18 protein-coding genes and 1 pseudogene are annotated in these 22,299 nt (G+C 66.6%); 1 reads left to right on the top strand and 18 read right to left on the bottom strand.

The window, feature by feature from the left end:
* Positions 1–8 precede the first annotated feature (8 nt).
* From adhE to ACMPH2_RS01780, 18 genes and pseudogenes are all read right to left on the bottom strand, one after another.
* Positions 9–2,630 carry a bifunctional acetaldehyde-CoA/alcohol dehydrogenase gene (gene adhE / locus ACMPH2_RS01695; protein WP_417118447.1) on the bottom strand — a complete coding sequence of 874 codons (2,622 nt, stop codon included), beginning with the start codon at positions 2,628–2,630 and terminating at the stop codon, positions 9–11.
* 611 nt (positions 2,631–3,241) lie between these two features.
* A complete protein-coding gene (locus ACMPH2_RS01700) occupies positions 3,242–3,958 on the bottom strand; it encodes a PLP-dependent transferase (protein WP_417118448.1) in 717 nt (238 codons plus the stop codon).
* 2 nt (positions 3,959–3,960) lie between these two features.
* Complete coding sequence (thrS, locus tag ACMPH2_RS01705; protein ID WP_417118449.1) at positions 3,961–5,727, bottom strand: threonine--tRNA ligase; 1,767 nt, start codon at positions 5,725–5,727, stop codon at positions 3,961–3,963.
* A 366-nt stretch (positions 5,728–6,093) separates the two neighbouring features.
* On the bottom strand, positions 6,094–7,242 hold the full coding sequence (locus ACMPH2_RS01710; RefSeq protein WP_417118450.1) for a transketolase C-terminal domain-containing protein: 1,149 nt from the start codon (positions 7,240–7,242) through the stop codon (positions 6,094–6,096).
* Positions 7,243–7,339: 97 nt separating this feature from the next.
* Positions 7,340–8,122: pseudogene (locus tag ACMPH2_RS01715) on the bottom strand (1-deoxy-D-xylulose-5-phosphate synthase N-terminal domain-containing protein); the annotation flags it as partial.
* Positions 8,076–8,507: a double zinc ribbon domain-containing protein gene (locus ACMPH2_RS01720; RefSeq protein WP_009279091.1), complete on the bottom strand. Its 432-nt coding sequence runs from the start codon at positions 8,505–8,507 to the stop codon at positions 8,076–8,078. The gene ACMPH2_RS01720 and the pseudogene ACMPH2_RS01715, both read right to left, overlap by 47 nt.
* Positions 8,508–8,605: 98 nt before the next feature.
* Positions 8,606–10,012 (bottom strand): bifunctional folylpolyglutamate synthase/dihydrofolate synthase, encoded by a 1,407-nt coding sequence (locus ACMPH2_RS01725; protein ID WP_417118451.1) that lies wholly within the window; start codon positions 10,010–10,012, stop codon positions 8,606–8,608.
* 117 nt (positions 10,013–10,129) lie between these two features.
* Positions 10,130–10,723, bottom strand: coding sequence for a GTP cyclohydrolase I FolE (gene folE, locus ACMPH2_RS01730; RefSeq protein WP_009279089.1), 594 nt, complete (start codon positions 10,721–10,723; stop codon positions 10,130–10,132).
* A 59-nt stretch (positions 10,724–10,782) separates the two neighbouring features.
* Positions 10,783–11,634 carry a bifunctional 5,10-methylenetetrahydrofolate dehydrogenase/5,10-methenyltetrahydrofolate cyclohydrolase gene (locus ACMPH2_RS01735; RefSeq protein WP_417118452.1) on the bottom strand — a complete coding sequence of 284 codons (852 nt, stop codon included), beginning with the start codon at positions 11,632–11,634 and terminating at the stop codon, positions 10,783–10,785.
* A 1-nt stretch (position 11,635) separates the two neighbouring features.
* Entirely contained in the window at positions 11,636–12,268 is a 633-nt protein-coding gene (locus ACMPH2_RS01740) for a cyclodeaminase/cyclohydrolase family protein (RefSeq protein ID WP_009279087.1), read from the bottom strand.
* Between the two features lie 119 nt (positions 12,269–12,387).
* The gene (locus ACMPH2_RS01745) at positions 12,388–14,052 is read right to left on the bottom strand and encodes a formate--tetrahydrofolate ligase (RefSeq protein WP_417118453.1); all 1,665 of its coding nucleotides are present in this window, start codon (positions 14,050–14,052) and stop codon (positions 12,388–12,390) included.
* Between the two features lie 377 nt (positions 14,053–14,429).
* Entirely contained in the window at positions 14,430–15,539 is a 1,110-nt protein-coding gene (locus ACMPH2_RS01750; protein WP_417118454.1) for a helix-turn-helix domain-containing protein, read from the bottom strand.
* 110 nt (positions 15,540–15,649) lie between these two features.
* The gene (locus tag ACMPH2_RS01755; protein ID WP_417118455.1) at positions 15,650–17,554 is read right to left on the bottom strand and encodes an FtsX-like permease family protein; all 1,905 of its coding nucleotides are present in this window, start codon (positions 17,552–17,554) and stop codon (positions 15,650–15,652) included.
* Between the two features lies 1 nt (position 17,555).
* Positions 17,556–18,299: an ABC transporter ATP-binding protein gene (locus tag ACMPH2_RS01760; RefSeq protein ID WP_009279083.1), complete on the bottom strand. Its 744-nt coding sequence runs from the start codon at positions 18,297–18,299 to the stop codon at positions 17,556–17,558.
* Positions 18,300–18,435: 136 nt separating this feature from the next.
* Positions 18,436–19,410: a sensor histidine kinase gene (locus ACMPH2_RS01765; RefSeq protein WP_417118456.1), complete on the bottom strand. Its 975-nt coding sequence runs from the start codon at positions 19,408–19,410 to the stop codon at positions 18,436–18,438.
* The gene (locus tag ACMPH2_RS01770; protein ID WP_417118457.1) at positions 19,407–19,604 is read right to left on the bottom strand and encodes a winged helix-turn-helix domain-containing protein; all 198 of its coding nucleotides are present in this window, start codon (positions 19,602–19,604) and stop codon (positions 19,407–19,409) included. Before ACMPH2_RS01770 ends, ACMPH2_RS01765 begins: the two co-directional genes overlap by 4 nt.
* Positions 19,604–20,164, bottom strand: coding sequence for a response regulator (locus tag ACMPH2_RS01775; RefSeq protein WP_417118458.1), 561 nt, complete (start codon positions 20,162–20,164; stop codon positions 19,604–19,606). The genes ACMPH2_RS01770 and ACMPH2_RS01775 overlap by 1 nt, the downstream gene beginning before the upstream one ends.
* Positions 20,161–20,820, bottom strand: a complete 660-nt coding sequence (locus tag ACMPH2_RS01780) for a 5-formyltetrahydrofolate cyclo-ligase (RefSeq protein ID WP_417118459.1) — start codon at positions 20,818–20,820, stop codon at positions 20,161–20,163. The genes ACMPH2_RS01775 and ACMPH2_RS01780 overlap by 4 nt, the downstream gene beginning before the upstream one ends.
* Positions 20,821–21,011: 191 nt before the next feature.
* On the opposite strand from ACMPH2_RS01780, the gene ACMPH2_RS01785 reads away from it, so the two are divergent.
* A complete protein-coding gene (locus tag ACMPH2_RS01785; RefSeq protein ID WP_417118460.1) occupies positions 21,012–22,292 on the top strand; it encodes an amidohydrolase family protein in 1,281 nt (426 codons plus the stop codon).
* Positions 22,293–22,299: the final 7 nt, after the last annotated feature.

The raw sequence follows: 22,299 nt of genomic DNA on the forward strand, positions 1-22,299 counted from the left end.
CCGCAGCGCTAGTCCTCGTAGGAGCTAGGCTCGCGGCCGTAGTAGGCATCGAGGTAGAGCTCCTTGATCTCGCTCATCAGGGGATAGCGGGGGTTCGCGCCGGTGCACTGGTCGTTGAAGGCCTGCTCCACCATGGCGTCGAGGTTGTCGAGGAAGTTCTTCTCGTCCACGCCGTACTCGGCGATGGTGCGATGGACGCCCACGTAGTCGAAGAGCTCCTGGATCTTGGCGACGAACTTCTCGAAGACCTCCTGGTCGTCCTTGCCGGTGACGCCACAGTAGCGGGCGGCCTCGGCGTAGCGGTGCAGGGTCTTGGGATGGTCATACTGCGGGAAGGTGCCCATGCGGGTGGGGCGCTCGGCCGCGTTGTAGCGCATGACGCGCGTGAGGATCACCGCGTTGGCCCAGCCGTGCGGGATGTGGTGGAAGGCGCCCAGCTTGTGCGCCATGGAGTGGTTGATGCCGAGGAACGCGTTGGCGAAGGCGAGGCCACCCAGGCAGGAGGCGTTCGCCATGTGGTCGCGGGCCTCGACGTCGGTCGGGTTGTCGTAGGCGCGGGGCAGGTAGTCGAAGACCAGCTTCATGCCCTGGAGTGCCAGGGGGTCGGTGTAGTCGGACGCCATGACCGACACGTAGGCCTCGAGGCAGTGGGTCAGGACGTCGACGCCAGAGGACGAGGTGAGGCCACGCGGCTGGGTCATCATGTTGTCCGTGTCCACGATGGCCATGTTGGGCATGAGCTCGTAGTCGGTGATGGGCCACTTAACGCCGGTCGTCTTGTCGGTGATGATGGCGAAGGGCGTGACCTCGGAGCCGGTGCCCGAGGAGGTGGGGATGGCCACGAAGTAGGCCTTCTTGCCCATCTTGGGGAAGGTGTAGACGCGCTTGCGGATGTCCATGAAGTCGGCGGACATGTCCTCGAACTTCTCGTCCGGGTTCTCGTACATCGACCACATGATCTTGCCGCAGTCCATGGCCGAGCCGCCGCCCATGGCGATGATCACGTCGGGCTCGAAGGCCTTCATCTGCTGCAGGCCCTCGAGCGCGGACTGCAGCGAGGGGTCGGGCTCGACGTTCCAGAAGCTGGAGTGCACGATGCCCATCTGGTCGAGCTTGTCCTCGATGGGCTTGGTGAAGCCGTTCTTGTAGAGGAACTGGTCGGTGACGATGAAGCAGCGCTTCTTGCCCATGACCGTGCCCAGCTCGTCCAGGGCGACGGGCATGCAGCCCTTCTTGAAGTAGACCTTCTCGGGGGTACGGAGCCACAGCATGTTCTCACGCCTCTCTGCCACGTCCTTGACATTGAGCAGGTTGGCGACGCCGACGTTTCCGCAGACGGAGTTGCCTCCCCAGGTTCCGCAGCCGAGGGTGAGCGACGGGGTCATCATGAAGTTGTAGATGTCACCGATGCCGCCCTGGGCAGCGGGGGTGTTGACCAGGATGCGGCAGGTCTTCATGGCATTCTGGTGCTTCTCGAGCTTCTCGGTCTCGCGCACGTCACAGAAGAGGGAGCTCGTGTGGCCGTAGCCGCCGTCGGCGACCAGGCGCGATGCCTTCGCGATGGCGTCGTCGAAGTCCTTGGCGCGGTACATGCCCAGGATGGTGGTGAGCTTCTCGTGCGCCCAGCGGTTGGAGGGCTCGACGGACTCGGTCTCGCCAATCAGGACCTTGGTGGACCTGGGGACGTCCACGCCCGCCTCGCAGGCGATGTGGTAGGCAGACTGGCCCACCATGGCGGCGTTGACCGCGCCGCCGTCCTTGATGACCAGGTTGACGACCTTGTCTGCCTCGTCGCCCTTCAGGATGTAGCAGCCGCGCTTCTCGAACTCGGCCTTCACCGCGTCGTAGACGCCGTCGAGGACGATCACGTTCTGCTCGGTGGCGCAGATCATGCCGTAGTCGAAGGTCTTGGAATGGATGATCGAGTTGACCGAGAGCTCGACGTCGGCGGAGTCGTCGATGATGGCGGGGTTGTTGCCGGGGCCGACACCCAGGGCGGGCTTGCCCGAGCTGTAGGCGGCGTTGACCATGCCGGGGCCACCCGTTGCCAGGATGGTGTCGCAGGAGTGCATCAGCTCGTTGGTGAGGGCGAGCGAGGGCTCGTCGATCCACGAGATGATGCCCTTGGGCAGGCCTGCCGCCTCGGCGGCGTCGCGTACCACGCGCGCGGCCTCGATGGTGCACTGCTTGGCGCGGGGGTGCGGGCTGATGATGATGGCGTTGCGGGTCTTGAGGCAGACCAGCGTCTTGAAGATGGCCGTCGAGGTGGGGTTGGTGGTGGGGATGACGGCGGCGATGATGCCGATGGGCTCCGCGATCTTCTTGAAGCCGTAGGCCTTGTCCTCGAAGATTACGCCGCAGGTCTTGGTGTTGCGGTACTTGTTGTAGATGTACTCGGCCGCATAGTGGTTCTTGATGACCTTGTCCTCGACGAGGCCCATGTGGGTCTCTTCCACCGCGAGCTTGGCCAGCGGGATGCGGGCCTTGTCGGCGGCCATGGCCGCCTCGTAGAAGATCCTGTCGACCTGCTCCTGGGTGAACGTTGCGAACTCGGCCTGGGCCACGCGCATCTGCGCGATACGCTCTGCCAGGGCATCGACGCTGTCGATGACTTTCTCGGCCTTTGCCATGCTTCCCCTTTCGCGTGAGGTAGGGCACCGCAGTCGGTGATGCCGTCTACGTAGGGCTCTACGTACGGTCCTAATCATAGCGAAAAAGCCTTGCGGGGATATGTGCAAAGACAGGCCTAAGCGCTTCAGATTTGCACCTTTACCTGCGGTTGTCTATCAAACGATGTACAAGTGGGCCCTAATTGGCGCCCAGTGGCGCAATTGGGCCGCAAGGCAACGAGGCCACTGACGCCATGCGGCGACGGAGCGCGCGTCCCTCTCGCCCGGAGCGTTCTCTATGCAAGCAACTGCGCCCCTGCGGGCGTTCTCTATGCCGTCGCGGCCCTGCAGGCGTTCTCTATGCAAGCCGCCACGCCCCTGCGGGCGTTCTCTATGCAAGTCTCTTACTTCTCGCTTACAAAACCCCAGTTGGGACCGAAACGATTTCAGAGATGTGCATAGAGAACATCGGGGGCAAGAAGAACGTACGGAAGGAAGAACGCATGGGGAGGCTTCGTGGACGAAAGGGCAAGATGCTAGAAGTGCCCCATACCCCGCTGGCGCCCGCTGCCAGGCCCGCGACCCCATTTCGGGCAGCGAGGCGCACAAAAGGGCAGAGGGAACGCCCGGGGTCAGCAGCCTTGACGGCACAGCCGTGCCTCCAGCCGTGCCACGAGCCCCCGTGCGTCTCCCCCGCCGCAGGCGACGCGACGCCAGGAGGCCTCCCCCGCCAGCCGGAAGTCCACGAGGGGCCCGAATCCGTCGAAGAGCAATGCCGCCGCAGCCTCGTGGTCTGGGTCATCGGGAAGCCCGGGATAGCGCAGCCCCGAGACGGCGGGATGGCAGCGCAGATAGCAGGCGACGACCATCGCCTCGTCGTTCGCGGCACGTCGGCGCAGGTCGAAAGCAGGAAGCGCCGCCACGAGCGCCTCGAGCTCCCCCGCACTCGCGCCGTCGAGCGCGTCCACAGCCTCGTCCAGTCCCGCGACGCGCCGCGAGTCGCGCGAGAGGCTCACCGCGGCCAGACCCGCGCCCTCTCCCAGGACGGGGTCGAGGAGCTCCACCGCCAGGTGCGCACCACGCCTGAGCGGCGCCGCGCCAAAGGAGCTCGCGAGCGTGTTGTCGGCCACGACCGCCCTGCCCTGCCCCCGCGCCTCGGGAGCGAGGACGCGCAGGTCCGGCACCCCCACGGGCATGCCTCCGAGGGTCGGCACCACGAGGGCGTCCCCGGGCAGGCACAGACGCGAGAGGAGCCCCTCCCGGGAGCCGGCGCGCACGACGCGCGTGCGCCGTGCCCCGACCCTCTGGGAGAAGCCCCTCTCGACCTCGCTCTGAGGACGGCCCCCCACGCCTAGCCGCGACGTTCGGCGATCTCTGCCGTCACGCTGGCAACGAACTCCTCGAGGCTCGTCTGGTGGGTCTCGTTGGAGCGGTCGCGGACGCTGATGTTGCCCGCCTCAGCTTCCTTCTCGCCCAGGATGAGCATGTAGGGCACGCGGTCGATGGAGCGCGCCTCACGAATCTTGTAGCCGATCTTCTCGTCGCGCTCGTCCACCTTGACGCGGATGCCGGCGGCGCGCAGCCTCTCGCCGACCTCCTTGGCGTAGTCGCGGGCCTTCTCGGACACGGGAAGGACCTTGACCTGGCAGGGGCTCAGCCAGGTGGGGAACTTTCCGGCGTACTGCTCGATGAGCATGCCGGTGAAGCGCTCGAAGGATCCGAAGCCGGCGCGGTGGATCATGATGGGGCGCTGCTTGCTGCCGTCGGGGGCAGTGTACTCGAGCTCGAAGTTCTGGGGGAGCTGGAAGTCGAGCTGGATGGTCCCGCACTGCCAGGTGCGGCCCAGGCAGTCCTGCAGGTGGAAGTCAATCTTGGGGCCATAGAAGGCGCCGTCGCCCTCGTTGAGCGTGTACTCGACGCCCATGGAGTCGAGCGCCTCCTTGAGGCCCGCCTCCGCCTGCTCCCAGTCCTCGTCGGAGCCCATGGAGTCCTCGGGGCGGGTGGAAAGCTCGACGCGGTAGGGGAAGCCGAACTGCGCGTAGTAGGTGGTGATCAGGTGTGCGGTGTCGGTCACCTGCTCGGTGATCTGGTCCGGGCGGATGAAGAGGTGGGCATCGTCCTGGGTGAACTCGCGCACGCGGAAGAGGCCGTGCAGGGCGCCCTTGAGCTCGTGGCGGTGGTCGAGTCCGGCCTCGGCGAGCTTCAGGGGCAGGTCACGGTAGGAGCGCGGGCGGCTCTTGTAGATCAGGCAGGCGCCGGGGCAGTTCATGGGCTTCACCGCGTAGTCCTCATCGTCGATGAGGGTGGTGTACATGTTCTCCTTGTAGTGGTCCCAGTGGCCCGAGGTCTCCCAAAGCTTGCGCGAGAGGATGATGGGCGTCTGCACCTGCTCGTATCCGTAGGCGTCCTGCATCTCCTGCCAGTACTGCATGAGCGCGTTCTTGACGCGCATGCCGTTGGGGAGCCAGAAGGGGAAGCCTGGACCGGCGTCGCTCATCATGAAGAGGTCCATCTCGCGGCCTATCTTGCGGTGGTCGCGCTTCTCGGCCTCCTCGAGCATGTGCTCCCAGGCCGCCAGCTCGTCCTTGCTGCGGAAGGCGGTTCCGCTCACGCGGGTGAGCATCTTGTTGGAGCTGTCGCCCTTCCAGTAGGCGCCCGAGACACCGGTGAGCTTGAAGGCCTTGAGGGCCTTGGTGTAGGTGAGGTGGGGCCCCACGCACATGTCTACGTACTCGCCCTGCCTGTAGAAGGTGATGCGCGCGTCCTCGGGGAGGTCGCCGATGTGCTCGACCTTGTACTTCTCCCCCCTCTCCCTCATGTGCTCGATGGCCTCGGCGCGCGGGAGCTCGTAGGTCTCGAACTTGAGGTTCTCCTTGGCGACCTTGCGCATCTCGGCCTCGATGGCGGGGAGGTCCTCGTCGCTGATCTTCTGGCCCTCGGGCAGGTCGATGTCGTAGTAGAAGCCGTTCTCGGTCGCGGGGCCGTAAGCGAAGTCCGCCTCGGGGTACAGGCGCTTGATAGCCTGGGCCATGATGTGCGCGGCGGAGTGGCGGATGACGTGGAGCTCCTCGTCCTCGGGGACCTCGTCCACGCGGCCGTCGTTGAAGAGTGCCTTCATAGTTGTAAAACCTTTCCTTGCAGCTGGTCGCTTGCCATGCTCGTCGGTACAAGAAAAAACGCCCGACCTCCCTCTGGGGCCGAGCGGTTGAGGCGCCTGCCGCAGGCAGCTCGCTGCCGTGAAGGGACAGACGCCTAGATAGTCGGAGTTCGGGTGGAGCTGGCAGACGCTGGCCTGTCGCAAGAGAGCATGCTGGGAAACCTCCGTTTGGCTACAGGGCAAAGGTTTACCACATCCTGGGCCTCCGGTCAGCCCAGACAGCGCACTTGGAACCCATCGCCCCAAGGAGGCCACATGGACGACGCGGGCGAGAGGAGCCATCCGCGACCGCGCACGCACGCCCCTCTCGCCCGCCCCGCGCGGTGGCTATGCCCCCAGCTGGGCCAGAACGTCCTCGCAGACCTGCTCGGGGGCGAGCCGCGCCTCGCGCAGGAGCTCGTCCGCGTCGTAGCGGTCGTAGAACGCCTTGGCGAAGCCGCGGACCAGCACCCTCGTGGAGGCGTCGGCCGCGAGATGGCCTGCCACGCGCTGGCCGAAGCCCCCGTCGACCGAACCGTCCTCGAGGGTCACGACGAGCTCGTGCGTGCGGGCGAGCTCGTCCAGGGCGCCCTCGTCGAGACCGGAGACGAAGAGGGGGTTGACCAGCGTGGCCTCCACCCCGTGCTCGGCGAGGAGGTCCGCCGCCCGCTCTCCCAGGCCGAAGAAGTCCCCCAACGCGAGGATCGCGACCCTCTTGCCCTCGCGCGCGTGCCCCCAGCGGGTCTGGGAGTAGTCGCCGCGCTGCGTCGCGCCCTCGGGGGCATGCCGTACGGGACCGGCAGGGACCGCGATGTAGACCGGCCCCTCCTTCTGGTCGAGCGACCAGTCGAGCATGGAGAGGTACTCCTCCACGTTGGTCGGCGCAAGGTAGGTGATGCCGGGGATGTTGGCGACCATGGGGATGGAGTAGAACGCGGCGTGCGTGACGTCGCTCATACCCCACACGGAGGCGTTCGCCCCCACGATGGTCGCGGGGTTGTGGTTGATGGAGAGGTCCTGCGAGAGCTGGTCATAGACGCGCTGCAGGAAGGTGGCCTGCGTCCCGAAGACGACGTGGGCGCCCGCCTTGGCGGCGCCGGAGGCCAGGGCGACGGCGGTCTCCTCCGCGATGCCCACGTCCAGGTAGTGCGAGCCGAGCTCGCGGCGCTGGTCGGGGCCGAGGCCCAGGGTCCCGGGCACGCCGGCTGCAAGCACGAGGAGGTCGCGGTCCGACTTGGCGCGCTCGAGCAGATAGCGCGCCGTGATGGAGCCGTAGCCCTCGCCGGAGCCCTGGCGGAGGGGACGCCCCATGGCGAGGTCGAAGGGGGCGTTGTAGTGCCAGGGCTCGGGATCCTGCTGGGCGGGGGCGTAGCCCTTGCCCTTCAGGGTGTTGACGTGGACCACCACGGGATGGTCGATGTCGCGGACCTCCTCGAAGGCGGCGACGAGGGCCGCGCAGTCGTTGCCGTCCGCCACGTAGCGGTAGTCGAGGCCCATGGCCCGGAAGAGGTTGTCCTCCGCCTTGCCCCCCCGTCTCGCGCAGGCGGGCGAGGCGCGCGTACATGCCGCCGTGGTTCTCGGCGATGGACATCTGGTTGTCGTTGAAGACGATGACGAAGTTGCTGCCCAGCTCGCCGGCGACGTCCAGGCCCTCGAGGGCCTCTCCCCCGCTGAGGGACCCGTCGCCTATGACCGCGACGGCGTTCTCGTGCCTCCCGGCGAGGTCGCGGGCCTTGGCCAGGCCCAGTGCCAGGCTGATGGAGGTCGAGGTGTGGCCGACCTCGAAGAGGTCGTGGTCCGACTCGGCGGGGTTGCTGTAGCCGCTGACCTCGTCGTAGCGCGCGGTGTCGAGGTAGGCGTCGACGCGCCCTGTGAGCATCTTGTGCGGGTAGGTCTGGTGCGAGACGTCGAAGACGAAGTGGTCGCGAGGCGAGTCGAACACGTAGTGCAAGGCGATCGTCGCCTCGACGAAGCCGAAGTTGGGGCCGAAGTGCCCACCGTGCGCCGCGGCGCGCCTCAGTAGCGCGTCCCTGATCTCCTGTGCGAGGACCGGCAGCTGGTCGCTCGCGAGGGCCTTCACGTCCTGGGGCGAATGGATGTTCTCTAGGTACATGCGCTTCCTTTCTGCGCCGCATCGGAACGGCGGCTTTTCTCGGAACCTTATTCCCCGGGGTGGGGCGCGCGAGAACGACGTCACGTACCTTCCCGCCCATCGAAACGCATGCGTAACGAAGCGGGCCGCACGACGCCGTCGGTCCGTCACGCACAAGTCAGGCGCCCCCGTCGCGGTGACGGAGGCGCCTGGCGTCGGAACTACGTTGGCCTTAGGGCTACTGGATGCGGGTACGGCAGTAGGGGCAGACCTTCCAGTCCGCATTGAGCGGGCGGTGGCAGGTGGGGCAGACGTTGCGCACCTGCGTGTTGCAGATGGGGCAGACCACGAAGTCGCGGTCGATGGGAGCTCCGCACTTGGGGCAGATGCCGTAGTGCGAGAGCTGGTGCTCGCGCAGGGCGATGTCCAGGTCCTGCTCCTCGCGGTCGACCAGGTAGCTGCTGGGGCGCAGGATCACGTAGGCGAGAAGGCCCACGATGGGGATCACCGAGATGATCGCCCAGAGCCACCAGGGCTCGGCACCGCGCCGCTGGGCGTCGCGGATGACGTAGACGATGGAGAGGATATAGAGCATGACGACGCAGGCGACCATGAGGTAGAGCACCATGCGCACCTCAGGGGTGATGAGCTGGTCAAGTAGGTCTGACATTAAGGCTGTGCTCCTTTGCTGTCATAGGACGGCGCCACGCGGACGGACATGCTCGCGCCATGACCCATTTGGGTAGCTCGGGCAATTGTAGCAGATGGCTAGCGCAGGGCGGCCGCGACCTCTCCCGCAAGCGTGATGGAACCACAGGCGACGAAGGCCTCTCCCACCAGGGCGGCCAGCGCCTCTCCGCAGCTCGCATACTCCCCCACCGGCTCTGCGGCATGGGCGCGGAAGCGCTCGGCAAGCTCGTGCGCCGCCAGGGCGCGCGGCGAGCGCGTCTGCGTGACGACCACGCGGGGGAACTCCGGGGCAAGCAGACCGACGATCCCGTCCACGTCCTTGTCCGCCAGGACGGCGCAGAGCAGGGTGGGCCTCGTCGCCACCTCGGGAGCCACCTCCCTCACGGCCGAGAGGAACACCCCCACGGACTGCGGGTTGTGGCAGGCGTCGATGAGTCCCACGGGGTCGGCGCGCACCACGTCAAAGCGGCCGGGCGTGGGGCAGCAGACCACGGACTCGAAGAGCGCCTCGGGATCGAGCCCGCGTCCCAGAAAGTCCTCGCAGAGCACCACGGCACAGGCCACGTTGGCGGCCTGGTAGACGGGCTTGAGTGCCGAGAGCTCCCGATAGCTGCCGTGCGGCGTCGTGACGTCGAAGACGAGCGAGCCGCCGATGCGTCCCGGGCGACGCAGGACCTCGTAGCTCGCGTGCGGGGCGCCCTCGTGCTCGCGCGGCAGTCCGGGATGGAGCTCCCCCACCGCGTCCTCGAGCCTCCGCGGCCTGAGGAGCGTCGGCACCACACCCTCGTCGGCGCAGCGCCGGAGGAAGACGTCCTCGACGCTCGCCGGGGTGGCGGTGCCCACGCCCAAGACGCAGCTCCTTCCGGAGCGGATGATGGCGGCCTTCTCGCCCGCGATCTTCTCGAGGGTGTCACCCAGGATGCGGGTGTGGTCGAGGCCCACCCCCGTCACGGCGACGGATTCGATGGAACCCACAGCCGTGGTGGCGTCCCAGCGGCCGCCCATACCGCACTCGAGCACCACGACCTCCGCCCCCAGAAGCGCGAAGGCGACGCAGGCACCCACGGTGAGCAGGTCGAACTCGGTGATGTCATAGGGCCTCTGGCCCAGGTCGGCGCGGTGGGCGTTGACGCGCTGGCCCGCCTCGGCGGCCGCTGCGACCCCGCGGGCGAAGTCCGCCTCGGCGACGGGAGAGCCATCCAGCTCCAAGCGCTCGGTGTAGCTCACGAGCTCGGGCGAGGTGTAGAGGCCCACCCTGAGGCCCTCCCCGCGCAGGATCGCCGCCGCGTAGCGGGAGGTGGACGTCTTGCCGTTCGTGCCCGCGACCTGCAGGCTGCGGAAGCTCAGGTCGGGGTTGCCGAGCTCCGCGAGCATGTCCTCCACGCTCTCGAGCATGGGGCTGATGCCCAGCCTGAGCGTCGAGCGGAGGACGCCGAGCGCGTCGTCGTAGCTCAGCTCGGGAACGGGAAACGGGAGTCGGTACATGTCTTGCCTTCCTTCGTGTTCGCGACATGGACGCATGCGGCGACGTTTGGCGGACGGAGACCGGGAGGCCCGGGGTGAGAGGGCCCGCATGCCCCACCACGGGCGGAGGCTCGCCCCCTAGAGCCCGAGGAGCCTCAGTGCCTCCTCGCGCGTGCGCGCGTCGTTCTTGAGCGCGCCGCGCACCGCGGAGGTGACCGTCTGCGAGCCGGCGCTCCTGATGCCACGCATGGTCATGCAGCTGTGCTCCGCCTGCAGGACGACGAGGACGCCCAGGGGGTCGAGCGCGTCGACCATGGCGTCGGCGATCTGTGCGGTGAGGCGCTCCTGGACCTGGAGCCTGCGGGCATAGCCGCTCACGCAGCGGCCTATCTTCGAGAGTCCCGTGATGCGACCGTCGCGGGGGATGTAGGCGACATGCGCCTTGCCCACGAAGGGGAGGACGTGGTGCTCGCACAGGGAGGCGAAGGGGATGTCCCTCACTATGACGAGCTCCTGGTTGTGGCCCTCCTGGAACTGTCTGAGCAGGTGGGAGGACGGGTCCTCGGCGTATCCCCCCAGGAGCTCCTCGCAGGCGCGCGCCACGCGGTCGGGGGTGCCCCTGAGCCCCTCGCGGTCGGGGTCCTCCCCTATGGCGAGAAGGAACTCCCTCATCGCCGCCTCCACGCGCGGCCTGTCTATCCCATGCGCCACCTGGGCCTCGTCCCGTTCCATGCACCTGCCTTCCCTCCGGCCGCGCGCGGGCGCGGCGCCATGCACCGTCAACGTCTGAATCAGTGCCGCAGCTCGGCCGCACTCACCACGTGCTCCATGAGCACGGCCGTCGTTATGGAGCCGATCCCGCCCGGGACCGGCGTGATGGCAGAGACGAGGGGCGCCACCGCGTCGAAGTCGACGTCGCCCACAAGCCTGCCCGCCTCGCCGTCCCAGTTTATGCCCACGTCCACCACCACCTGGCCGGGAGTGACGAAGTCCGCGCCGACCATGCGAGGCCTGCCCGTGGCGACGACGAGGACCTCGGCCCCGCGGCATGCGGCGGCGAGGTCACGGGTCCTGCTGTGGCAGAGCGTCACGGTAGCGTCACGCGCCTGCAGCAGCAGCGCCAGCGGACGTCCCACGATCAGCGAGCGCCCCACGACGGTCACGCGCCTGCCCGAGAGCCCGATGCCGTAGTGGTCGAGGAGGCGCAGGGCCGCCTCCGCCGTGCAGGGCGCGAAGCCACGTCCCCTGCCCGAGAAGACCTTGGCAAGCGAGAGAGGCGTGACGCCGTCCACGTCTTTCCCAGGAGCGAGCAGGGTGCAGGCAGCCTCCCCGTCGAGCCCCGCGGGAAGCGGACGGAACATGAGGCAGCCGGAGACCTCGTCGTCCTCGTTGACGGAGCGAATGGCCGCCTCCAGCTCCCCCTGGCCGCAGCCCTCGGGCGGCAGGACCCTCCTCAGGCCGATGCCGAGCGCGTCCGCCCTCTTCTGGAGGCCGCGCTCGTAGCTGAGGTCGTCGGGCCTCTCCCCCACGCGAAGGACCGCCAGCACGGGTGGCCTCCCGGCTTCGGCGAGGGCATCCACGCGCCGGCGCAGCCCCTCGGCGATGGCTGCGGCGACGGGGGCACCCCTCAGTTCCCTGGACATGCTAGCCCCTCTCCCTCAAGGCGCGCGTGACCGCGCGCAGCAGCGCCTCGGCCCTTGGCTCCCACTGCGCCAGGAGCGCATCGCAGCGGGCGTCGAGCCCATCCGCCACGTCGCGCCGCACGAGCGAGCGCGTGTTCACGTAGACGTTCAGGCTCGCCGCCGAGAGCGACGCCCCGCAGAGCGCCGCGGCGCAGCCCACGTCCGAGACGAGCAGCCGCGAGCCCTTCTCGCCCAGGAGCTCCAGCTGCGGGATCGCCCGGGCGACGAGTCCCATGAGCTCGAGGGGGACCTCGCAGGCGCCTCGGCCTGCCGCCTCGAGGGCGGCGGGCCTTCGGGGGTCGCCCGCGGGTAGGGCGTAGGCTCGGGTCAGAGGCTCGAGCGAGCGGGCGTCCTCGTCCACGAGCTCGACGAGCCTCAGACGGATCCGCCCGAGCTCGTCCAGGGCCTCCCTGACCTCCCCCTCCACATCGGCGTAGCGAGACTTGCCCAGGGTGAACTCTGCTGCCATGGAGCCCAGGGCGGCACCCAGGGAGGCGACGTAGGCGACGGCCGCGCCGCCTGCGGGACTCGACACCCTGGACGCGAGGTCGTGCGAGAAGTCCTCGCAGCTCCTCTGCGCTAGGCGGTCTTCCATGTTTGCTCCAAACGACGCCTGGGCACCAGGGCAGGGGCTCCCGGCACCCAGGATGCTTTTGCTTGACCCCGTCGATGTTCCCACAGCGCGCGCTCCGCGCGGACGGCGAAGGCGACGCTCTAGAAGAGGCCCACGATGCGGCCGTCCTCGGTGACGTCGATTCCCTCCGCCGCGGGCCGCTTGGGCAGGCCGGGCATGGTCATGATGTCGCCAGTGAGCGCGACGACGAAGCCGGCGCCCGCGGAGACCTTCACGTTGCGCACCGTGATACGGAAGTCCTTGGGCGCACCGAGCTTTGCCGCGTCGTCGGAGAAGGAGTACTGGGTCTTGGCCATGCACACCGGCATGTTGGTGAAGCCCTGGTCCTCGAGCTGCTTTATCTGCTTCTCGGCAGAGGTGGTGAAGTCGACCCCGTCGGCGCGGTACACGCGCTTGGCGATGGCCTCGATGGACTCCTTGATGCCGCCGAGCTCGTAGGAGAAATGGAAGTCCGAGGGCTCGTCGCAGAGGCGCACGACCTCCTCGGCCAGGGCACGCCCGCCCTCGCCGCCCTTGGCCCACACCTCAGAAAGGGCCACGTTCACGCCCAGCTCCCTGCACTTGGCCTCGACGAGGTCGAGCTCGGCCTTGGTGTCGGTGGGGAACGCGTTGATGGCCACCACGACGGGCAGGCCGTAGACGTTCTTCATGTTGTCGACGTGCTGCAGGAGGTTGGGCAGGCCCGCCTCGAGGGCCTCGAGGTCCTCGTCGTTGAGGTCGGCCTTGGCCACGCCGCCGTGGTGCTTGAGCGCGCGGACCGTGGCGACCACCACGCAGGCGTCGGGCGTGAGGCCCGCGAGGCGGCACTTGATGTCACAGAACTTCTCGGCGCCCAGGTCGGCCCCGAAACCAGCCTCGGTCACCACGTAGTCGCCGAGCCTCATGGCCGTGGTGGTGGCAGAGACGGAGTTGCAGCCGTGGGCGATGTTGGCGAACGGGCCACCGTGCACGAACGCGGGATTGTGCTCGAGGGTCTGCACCAGGTTGGGCGAGATGGCATCCTTGAGCAGCGCCGTCATGGCGCCTTCCGCCTTGAGGTCGTGTGCGGTGACGGGCTTGCGGTCAAAGGTGTAGGCCACCACGACGCGCCCCAGGCGCGCCTTGAGGTCCATGAGGTCGGTGGCCAGGCAGAAGATGGCCATGACCTCGGAGGCCACGGTGATGTCGAAGCCGTCCTCGCGCGGCATGCCGTTGGCCACGCCGCCCAGGCCGTCCACGATCTTGCGCAGCTGGCGGTCGTTCATGTCCATCGCGCGCTTCCACACGATGCGGCGCGGGTCGATGCCCAGCTCGTTGCCCTGCTTGATGTGGTTGTCGAGCATGGCGGCCAGCAGGTTGTTGGCGTTCTCGATGGCATGGAAGTCGCCGGTGAAGTGGAGGTTGATGTTCTCCATGGGAATGACCTGGGCGTATCCGCCACCTGCCGCACCACCCTTGACACCGAAAACCGGCCCCAGAGAGGGCTCGCGCAGAGCGAGCACCGTCTTGTGACCGAGGGCGTTCATGGCGTCGGCCAGTCCGACGGAGGTGGTGGTCTTGCCCTCGCCGGCGGGCGTGGGATTGATGGCGGTCACGAGGACGAGCTTGGCCTTCTTGGGCTTGTCGGCCATCTTGGTGACGTCCACCTTGGCCATGTGGTGGCCGTAGGGGATGAGCTCGTCGTCGGTGAGGCCCAGCTTCTCGGCAATCTCGCCAATGGGCCGAATCTCGGCCTCCTGTGCGATCTCGATGTCTGACTTTGCCATCGCTTACTCCCCTTCTCCGGACGCAACGCTCGCCTTTGGACTCACGGGACACATGCTAGGGAACGTGCCCCGGCTCCCCACGCCATTTTGGCAAGAACTCCTGCGCCAGGGTTGGTCATTTTGCGCCGATGAAACCAGCCGCCCGCAGGTGGTACGACAATGACAATCATATTGAACGGAATGCCCGAGCCACACACCCAAGCTTCGGCGCGTGGGGGCAATAGGCAGAATCACCCATACGATGGCGTGTTCCGGCACGCATTGGGCTTCGCCGATGGCAATGCCCCCGGGCGGCTGCCCGCAAGGATAACAGGGCGCCCTGGGTGGAGCAGGCCGCGCGTACGAGTGCTCTGTGCGTGCGGCGCCCGTCGCGCTTGCTAGAGTTGCCTTATGCGGGCAAGGGCTCTCGCGACCTTGGAATCCTGTGCGACCAAGCTCCATTCGCCGCGGCCCTCGACCATGGAAAGAAGGCCCTTCCTCACCATTGATGCCGGGGGTCGCACCATGTCTGCCGCGTTGCCGGGGGCGAAGACGTGCTCGAAGAGGGGACCGGCAGGGAACCTCTCACCTTGCTCCGCCGCGCAGATGACCTTCTCCGCCAGGCCTGCGAACCTGGCGAGATAGGATGCTGCCTCCGTCGCCTCCTCAAGCTGGGCCGAAGCCGCCGCTGCCCCGGCCCAGAAGGTAAGGGCGGTCTCGGGCAGGTGCTCCTCCAGCTCAAAGCCCGACACGAGGGCGTTCCCAGCCTTGAGCAGCGCATCCGCCTGCGCCTTGGATGGATGGGCCAGCAGCTGGGCGCAGATGCCCCCCATGACCCCACCGAGGCTCGAGAACAGCTCGCGTTCACGAAGAGATGCGGCGTCCTCCGCTCGCCCGCACTGCTCGTACAGAGAGGCGAGCACCGAGGAGGTTCCTATGGGCGTTGCCCCAACGATGCCTTCAAGCAGGGCGATCGCCTCCCCCAACCTGTCATCTTGCCTGCGGAGGAACCCCGCCCTGATGAAGCGCGCCAGGGCGAGTTGCCTCGCGTCCTCGGAGCGAGCCTCGACACGGTCGAGGCAGTCGAAGGCGCTGCCCCTCAGCTCGTCGGCTCGCGTGGGATCCGCCGCGCTCCGACCAAGGTAAAACATTGCTGCCTGGAGTAGCCAAGGCAGGCAGAAGGGGTGCTCTGCCGTCACCGACCTGATCTCTGCGTAGGCACCCTCGGGGTCGTCGTTGGCGCGCAGGGCAATTCTCGCCGCCGTCTCCCTGACCTGGCCTTCGTCCAGCTGGGAGTCCCAATCGAACAGCTCGTCAAGCGACATGCCAAACTGTGCCGCTATGCTCGGCAGCAGCGCCACGTCGGGCAGGCTGAGCCCAAGCTCCCACTTGCTTACGGCAGCCTTCGTCACGCCAAGGAGGTCCGCGAGCTGCTCCTGCGTGAGCCCCTCGGCATGGCGTGCCCGCGCGATGGTGGCCCCGATGTTGGTCGCGCTTGTGTTCTGCATGATGGCTCCCCTCTTCAGGATGGCTCCCCTCTTCCGTGCGGGTCCATTCTCTGGCGCTGGTGCCTACCGCTCAAGCGAGCGCGAGTTGACCTTTTCGAAGGTTGAGTCAACTAGTCCCGCGGACGGACGAAGGCCTTCACCTGTCCGCTGAAGCGGGTGTCCAGCGCTGCAAAGAGCAGGGTCTCCAGCGCGAGCAGGGGAACCATGGTCACAGCCATGCGCACGTAGACATGTGCGCTCGCTACGTCCATGCTGATGAGGAACGCCATCGCAAAGCCCGTCAGCACGACTGCGAACCCAATGGGCAGGGAGAAGAGCAGCTGCAGCTGGCGCCTCTGGATGCGCAGCACCTGTGCCAGGGACAGCCCCATGCGGTTCAGGTTGCGCATGACGGGCAGGCTCTCGCGCACGTCGGAGAGCAGCCGGAAGTAGACGAGGCTGATGGAAGCCACTATGAAGATGACGGCCAGCATGAGCGAGATGTAGGCGTACATCTCGTACGAGTACTCCTGCAGGAAGATGGTCTCTATGCGAGGAATGAAGAGGAAGTCGTTCCCGTCCCCGAGGCCCACGCCTATCGTGCTGCGTATGCGCTCGCAGGCGGTACGCACCTCCTGGGCTTGGGCATCGTCATCCACGTCAAACGTGAAGACCCTCACGTCCACAAGGCTGCCCGTGTCCTGCAGCATCTGCCAGTCCGCATCGCTCACCACGTAACTGCCGCTGCGCTTGGCGGTGTCCAGTATGGGTGTGGACGTGCCGACGACCTCCAGCACCCGGCCGCCTGGCACCTCCACCGAGCTTTCTGGCTCGGCCGCGCCGGAGACGTCAACCGCCTGTCCGTCTTCGATCGAGAGCGTCCTACCCGACTGCCTCTCGTATGAGCTCTGGGCAACGAACTTGTTCCCGAAGATGGTCTTCTCGGTCTGCAGCATGCCGTAGGAGTCCTTCGCGTACGCCACGCCATGGCTGGCGAGCTCGGCCTCGATCTCGCTGACGTCTGACGACTCCCGCGCGTTGTCGCCATACGAGAAGTACCCGATTCCGAAGGGGATGTCCCTGGTGATGTCGGCGCGGACCGTCGTGACGAGGGCGAGGGACACGACGATGGCGCTGAACGACATCGTGAGCATGAGGGTCGACACGAACATCGTCGTGACCGACCCCTTGAGGCGGTCCCTGAGCCCGGAGACCCAGATGGCGTTTCCCTCCCTCAGGTAATAGCGCGACCGCGCGACGCGCGAGATCACGAGGAACGAGAACTGGCGGTACGCGAGGAAGAGTCCGGCGAGCGTGGACGCGATGATGAGCCAGGGTATGACGTCGACGAGCGCGTCGTGGGACTCCACGAACGTTCGCACGGACGGGATGACGCCGAACAGGCAGGTGCCGCAGCCGCAGGCGAGCAGGACGATGCCCAGGACGGCCAGGGGCTTCGAGAAGCGCATCTCGCGGCTCTCGTCGACCTTGGCGGCAAGCAGGTCGACGATGGGACGCCTGCATATCCCGCGCGCCTGCGCTGCGCTCGCCACCAGGAATATGACGGAGAACGTGACGACGGTCTGCACGATGGACGCGGACGGGAACTGGTATGCGATGTCGGCGACATGGATGATGCGGGCCATGAGCATGACCATGAGATGCCCGAAGACAAGCCCGATGACGAGTCCTGCGGCGATGGCGCTCACGCCAATCAGGAGGCTTTCGAGCACGATCGAGAGGGCGACCTGGCGCCTCGTCATGCCCATGGTGAGGAGGGCCCCGTACAGGCGCCGCTTGCGCTTCAGGAAGGCGCTGAGCGAAAGCCCCAGGAACCCCAGGGAGTACACGGCGATGAAGGCGATGGCGAGGCGCATGATGCCCTGCACGCTCTCGCTCTGCGCAAGCTGCGGATGGTTCATGTTGGCGGAGAAGACGAAGAAGACCACGATCGAGAACACGCTGCTCAGCCAGAACGCGACGTAGCTCTCCTTGTCGCGCATGACGTTGTTGAGGGCAAACCTGAAGAAGCTCATCCTACTTCGCCCCCATGAACTTGAGCACGTTCAGGATCTCGTCGTAGAACGCCAGCCCGTCTCCCTCGCGGTACAGCTCCTCCAGGATGCAACCGTCCTTGATGAAGATGGCGCGCGTGCAGAAGCTTGCGGTCTTGGCGTCATGCGTGACGATGATGGTGGAGGTGCCCCGACGCGCATTGAGGTCGGCAAAGATGCGCATGACGCCCTCGGCTGCCGCCGAGTCGAGGTTGCCCGTGGGCTCGTCGGCAAGAAGGAGGCGTGGGCTGTGGATGATGGCGCGGGCGATGGCGGCACGCTGCGCCTGACCTCCCGACACCTCATGCGTCCGTTTGTCGAGGATCTTGCCGATGCCAAGGCTCGCGGCAATGCTCTCGGCTGCAGCGTTCATGCGTGCAGGCGGGACGTGGCGCAACATGAGTGGGAGCATGATGTTCTCGCGGATGGTGAGCGTGTCCACCAGGTTGAAGTCCTGGAAGACGAAGCCGAGCTCGTTGCGGCGGAACTCGGCCGCCTCGGGCTCGCCCAGGTGGGAGATGTCGCGCCCGTCGATGCGAATTTCTCCCGAGCTGAGCGGGAGGATGCCCGAGATGAGGTTGAGGAGCGTGGACTTTCCCGATCCCGACGCCCCCATGATCGCTACGAACTCGCCCTCCTCCATCTTCATGGACAGGTCGTTCACGGCACGCACCTGAACTCCGGTTCCGTATATCTTGCTCGCGTGCTCGATGGTGAGAATCGCCATGAGGTTCTCCTTTCCGATTCGCTGCAAGCAGAATACGAAACGGCACGTGAGGGGCGCTATCGAGTGGAGTGACGAAAGATGACAGCCCCTGTCACTTTTGCACAAGGGGGATGATGGGCGCGAGTCGGGGGCGACGCTAGAAAACTATGTCCACTCGGGTTCCATGCCCAACCTCAGACCTCACCTCTATTTCGTGCCCAAGCTCGTCGAGCGCGCGCTTCACCACGTACAGTCCGACGCCTGACGACTGGTCGTGATCGCGTCCGTTGCTCCCCGTGAAGTAGAGGTCAAAGATGCGCGGCAGGTCGCGCGGGCGGATGCCAATGCCGTGATCGACAAAGCTGAGCTCCACGCTTCCGTCCGACTCCCCCGCGCCGACCTCGATCGACGACCCCGCGTCCGAATACTTCACGGCGTTATGCAGTATCTGCTCGATGACGAACGCGAGCCATTTCCTGTCGGTGCGCACGCGCAGGCTTGCGTCGATGCCTACAGTGGGGAAGACCTCCCTCTGCGCAAAGAGGCGCCTCTCTTTGTCAATAACGGCCTCTACCACCTCTTTGAGGGACAGGTCCTCGATGGTGAGGTCGGCCTGCATGCGCTCCATGCGCACGAGACTCAGGATGAGGTCGAGCTGCCCCTGCATGCGATCGAGCTCGCAGAGCGCACCGAACGAGTCCATGTGCCCGGGGTCCTTCTGAACCATGAGGCGCAGGACGCTCACGGGCGTCTTCATCTGGTGCACCCACTGCATGACATGCGTCCGCCAGCGCAGCATCTCGTCGTCTCGCTCGTTCAGCTGGCGCTGGTAGCTGCGGTAGGCATCACGCCTGCGTGTGACGTACGCTTCGGTGACGGGGTCGCCGCTATGGCGCCCCACCAGCTGTTCCATGGTCTCGACGTCCTCTTCCAGGCTTTCGTAGAACGCCCGCTTGCGCGCGAATCGCACGACAAGGAACACCGCCAGCACGAATGCCGCCACGAAGAGGAAGTAGGCGATGCCTGCGGCCGTATCGAAGCCTCGGCCAAAGTGAAAGGCAAGGGCTATGGCAACGGACTCGAGGAGGAAGAGGGCCATGACGTCCAGATGATCCCTGAGGAAGAGCCTCATGGCCTTCCGTCCATGTAGAGACGATAGCCAACGGTGCGCACCACCTTGATCTGGGCGAGAATGCCCGCACTGGAGAAGCGATCGCGAAGCCGGCGGATGTTGACATTCAGGGTGTTGGGCTCCACGAAGCCCTCCCCGTCCCACGCGGCCATGTACAGGTCTCCACGCGCAGCCGTCTTTGGATATGCCCTCATCAGGCATCCAAGGAGACTTGCCTCCGTGGCGGTGAGCTCGATCGTTGAGCCCTGGTACTCCGCCCTGAGGAGTCCCGGGAAAAAGACGAGCCCGTCGCAAGCGAGGGACTCGAGCTCCGTTGTGGCAGGTGCGAGCTCCCCATAGTTGCGGCGATCTGCGCCTGCACCTTGGCGAGCAGCACGTCGAGGTCGAAGGGCTTCGTCACGTAGTCGTCAGCTCCCGCCTCCATGCCACGCACCTGGTCGGACGCGGCATCACGAGCCGAAACCATGACGATGGGGACGTGCGATGTCTCGCGGATGCGACGACACCAGAAGAATCCGTCGTAGCGGGGCAGGCTCACGTCGAGCAGGACGAGGGAGGGGTCGAGGGCACGGGCCTGGGCGTCTATGTCATCGAACGAGTCCGCCACGCGGCACTGGTAGCGATACCGCCCCAGCAGGTCTGCTACCTGGCCCGCGAGGGCGCTGTCATCTTCCACTATGAGGATGGGCCGCAGCGTTGCGCCCTCGGCCCGCCGCGCGCCACCATGTGCCGCCGTTGTCTTCTCCATGGTCATGCCTGGCCCTCCTTCTCTCGCACCCAATTGGACCAGGGGCTCTCGGACGTTTCGATGGTGCGCCGCTCCGTCACTACCACGTCGACGCCCAGGTCATGCTCCCCCACCACGCCCATGGCTGCCAGGTTATCGGTAAGCTGCGCCTCGCGACATATGCCGACGGAAGTGCCAGGAAAATCGGCAAGCAGCGTGTCATAGAAGCCGCCCCCGTACCCCATGCGGAAGCCATGGCCGTCGAAGGTCAGGCCAGGCACGACGGCGAGGATGCTCCCGCCCGCCTCTGCCTCGCGCGCGACGTCCAGAAGGCGATCTGGCTCCGCAAGGGGCTCCTCCACGCCAAAGGAGCTGCGCTCGAGGCGGTCGAAGTCGTCGATGCGATACCACTCCATGAGACGAGTGTGGGGCACCACGCGGGGGATGGCAACGACCTTGCCAGCCAACCACGCCTGACGTACGAGCCCGCGTGTGTCCACCCCCTCGCCTACCGAAAGGTAGGCGAGGACGATCTGGGAGCGTTGCCACTCGGACAGAGAGAGGACGCGGGAGGCGATGCCGGCATCGGCACGCTCTCGCGCCTCGGAGCCAAGGTCCTTGCGCGCCTGCCTGAGCCGCTTGCGAAGCTCCTTCTTGCGCGCGATGACTTCCTTGTCCTCCATGTGCCTCCCCCAGGACCCAATTCACATCGAGGAGAGCTTACTCCACCCCGAAGCATGCGTCACAGGGAAGGAGGCGCGCCATCCTGCTGCAATGCAGGCAAAGGGAAAAGTGTCTGGCACAAGAACCCCGCCTCCTAGCCCATCGAAACTCGGAAGGTCTACGATGGCAGCGCTGACTTCGAGGAGGGGCCATGAGATACGCATTTGCCAATGCCACCGTGATCGACGGAACGCTCGAGGCTCAACCCCAGGAGGGACGCTGCGTACTCGTCGCGGACGGACGCATCGAGTCCGTCGATGCGGGCACGGCCCCCTCCGGATACCGCGTGGTCGACCTCGGGGGCAGATTCCTGCTGCCCGGCCTGATAAACATGCACGTCCACCTCGCGGGCAACGGCAGCCCGAAGTCGGGTGGCAAGGACCCCAAGAAGACGGTGGACGCCATCTTTGCCACTCCTGTCGGCGCGGCCGTCGCCCACCTCATGGTGGCCGGGTTCGCCAAGGCCGCACTCATGGGCGGCGTGACCACCGTGCGCACCGTTGGTGGCCTGCGCGACCTCGACACGCGCGTGAGGGACGAGATCGCCGCAGGTAGGAGGATCGGACCGCGCATCCTCGCCGCCAACGAGGCGGTCTCGGTGCCGGGAGGGCACATGGCCGGATCGGTCGCCGTCGCGGCGACGACCGTCGAAGAGGCCCTGGCCGCGGTCGATGCCGCCTGCGACCAGAACGCGGACCTCGTCAAGCTCATGATTACCGGCGGGGTCATGGACGCACGGGCCAAGGGAGAGCCCGGCGAGATGAAGATGCCTCCAGAGATGGTGCGTGCCTGCTGCGACCGGGCGCACGCGCGCGGTCGCATCGTGGCGGCGCACGTGGAGTCTCTCGAGGGCGTCCGCGCCGCACTCGAGGGCGGCGTCGACTCGATCGAGCACGGCGCCAGGCCGGACGAGGACACCATGGCCCTCTTCGCCGAGAGGGGTTCCTTCCTGGTGACCACGCTCTCCCCCGCCCTCCCCTATGCGCTCTTCGACAGAAGCGTCTCAGGCGCCTCCGAGATGGCCCAGTTCAACGGCAAGGTCGTCTTCGACGGCATCAGGGAGTGCTCGAAGGCGGCACTTGCCGCCGGGGTGCCCGTGGCGCTCGGCAACGACGTGGGCTGCCCCTGGATCGCCCAGTACGACTTCTGGCGCGAACTCGTCTACTTCCACAAGTACGTGGGCGCAAGCAATGCGCTCGCCCTGCATACCGCAACCCTCGGCAACGCCCGGCTCGCGGGCATCGACAGGGTGACGGGCTCCGTCGAGGAGGGAAAGGACGCCGACCTCGTCGTCTGTGCGCGGAACCCCCTCGAGGACCTCAAGGCGCTTCGCGAGGTCGACATGGTCATGGCACGCGGCATCCTCGTACGGCACCCCCACGTCAGACGCAACGCCCTGCTCGACAGGGAGCTGGACAAGTTCCTGGATTAGCCTCGCG

The organism is Olsenella phocaeensis (assembly GCF_048189965.1).
GTDB lineage: Bacteria > Actinomycetota > Coriobacteriia > Coriobacteriales > Atopobiaceae > Olsenella_I > Olsenella_I phocaeensis.

Bases quoted from the DNA above. Each gene is read 5' to 3' on its own strand.
- ACMPH2_RS01760 (WP_009279083.1), bottom strand. From the start codon at position 18,299: ATGGCGATTCTCACCATCGAGCACGCGAGCAAGATATACGGAACCGGA.
- ACMPH2_RS01765 (WP_417118456.1), bottom strand. From the start codon at position 19,410: ATGAGGCTCTTCCTCAGGGATCATCTGGACGTCATGGCCCTCTTCCTC.
- ACMPH2_RS01725 (WP_417118451.1), bottom strand. From the start codon at position 10,012: ATGTACCGACTCCCGTTTCCCGTTCCCGAGCTGAGCTACGACGACGCG.
- ACMPH2_RS01710 (WP_417118450.1), bottom strand. From the start codon at position 7,242: ATGGGCCTCGACTACCGCTACGTGGCGGACGGCAACGACTGCGCGGCC.
- ACMPH2_RS01740 (WP_009279087.1), bottom strand. From the start codon at position 12,268: ATGGAAGACCGCCTAGCGCAGAGGAGCTGCGAGGACTTCTCGCACGAC.
- ACMPH2_RS01755 (WP_417118455.1), bottom strand. From the start codon at position 17,554: ATGAGCTTCTTCAGGTTTGCCCTCAACAACGTCATGCGCGACAAGGAG.
- ACMPH2_RS01735 (WP_417118452.1), bottom strand. From the start codon at position 11,634: ATGTCCAGGGAACTGAGGGGTGCCCCCGTCGCCGCAGCCATCGCCGAG.
- ACMPH2_RS01745 (WP_417118453.1), bottom strand. From the start codon at position 14,052: ATGGCAAAGTCAGACATCGAGATCGCACAGGAGGCCGAGATTCGGCCC.
- ACMPH2_RS01770 (WP_417118457.1), bottom strand. From the start codon at position 19,604: ATGAGGGCATATCCAAAGACGGCTGCGCGTGGAGACCTGTACATGGCC.
- thrS (WP_417118449.1), bottom strand. From the start codon at position 5,727: ATGAAGGCACTCTTCAACGACGGCCGCGTGGACGAGGTCCCCGAGGAC.
- ACMPH2_RS01775 (WP_417118458.1), bottom strand. From the start codon at position 20,164: ATGACCATGGAGAAGACAACGGCGGCACATGGTGGCGCGCGGCGGGCC.
- ACMPH2_RS01780 (WP_417118459.1), bottom strand. From the start codon at position 20,820: ATGGAGGACAAGGAAGTCATCGCGCGCAAGAAGGAGCTTCGCAAGCGG.
- folE (WP_009279089.1), bottom strand. From the start codon at position 10,723: ATGGAACGGGACGAGGCCCAGGTGGCGCATGGGATAGACAGGCCGCGC.
- ACMPH2_RS01720 (WP_009279091.1), bottom strand. From the start codon at position 8,507: ATGTCAGACCTACTTGACCAGCTCATCACCCCTGAGGTGCGCATGGTG.
- ACMPH2_RS01785 (WP_417118460.1), top strand. From the start codon at position 21,012: ATGAGATACGCATTTGCCAATGCCACCGTGATCGACGGAACGCTCGAG.
- ACMPH2_RS01750 (WP_417118454.1), bottom strand. From the start codon at position 15,539: ATGCAGAACACAAGCGCGACCAACATCGGGGCCACCATCGCGCGGGCA.
- adhE (WP_417118447.1), bottom strand. From the start codon at position 2,630: ATGGCAAAGGCCGAGAAAGTCATCGACAGCGTCGATGCCCTGGCAGAG.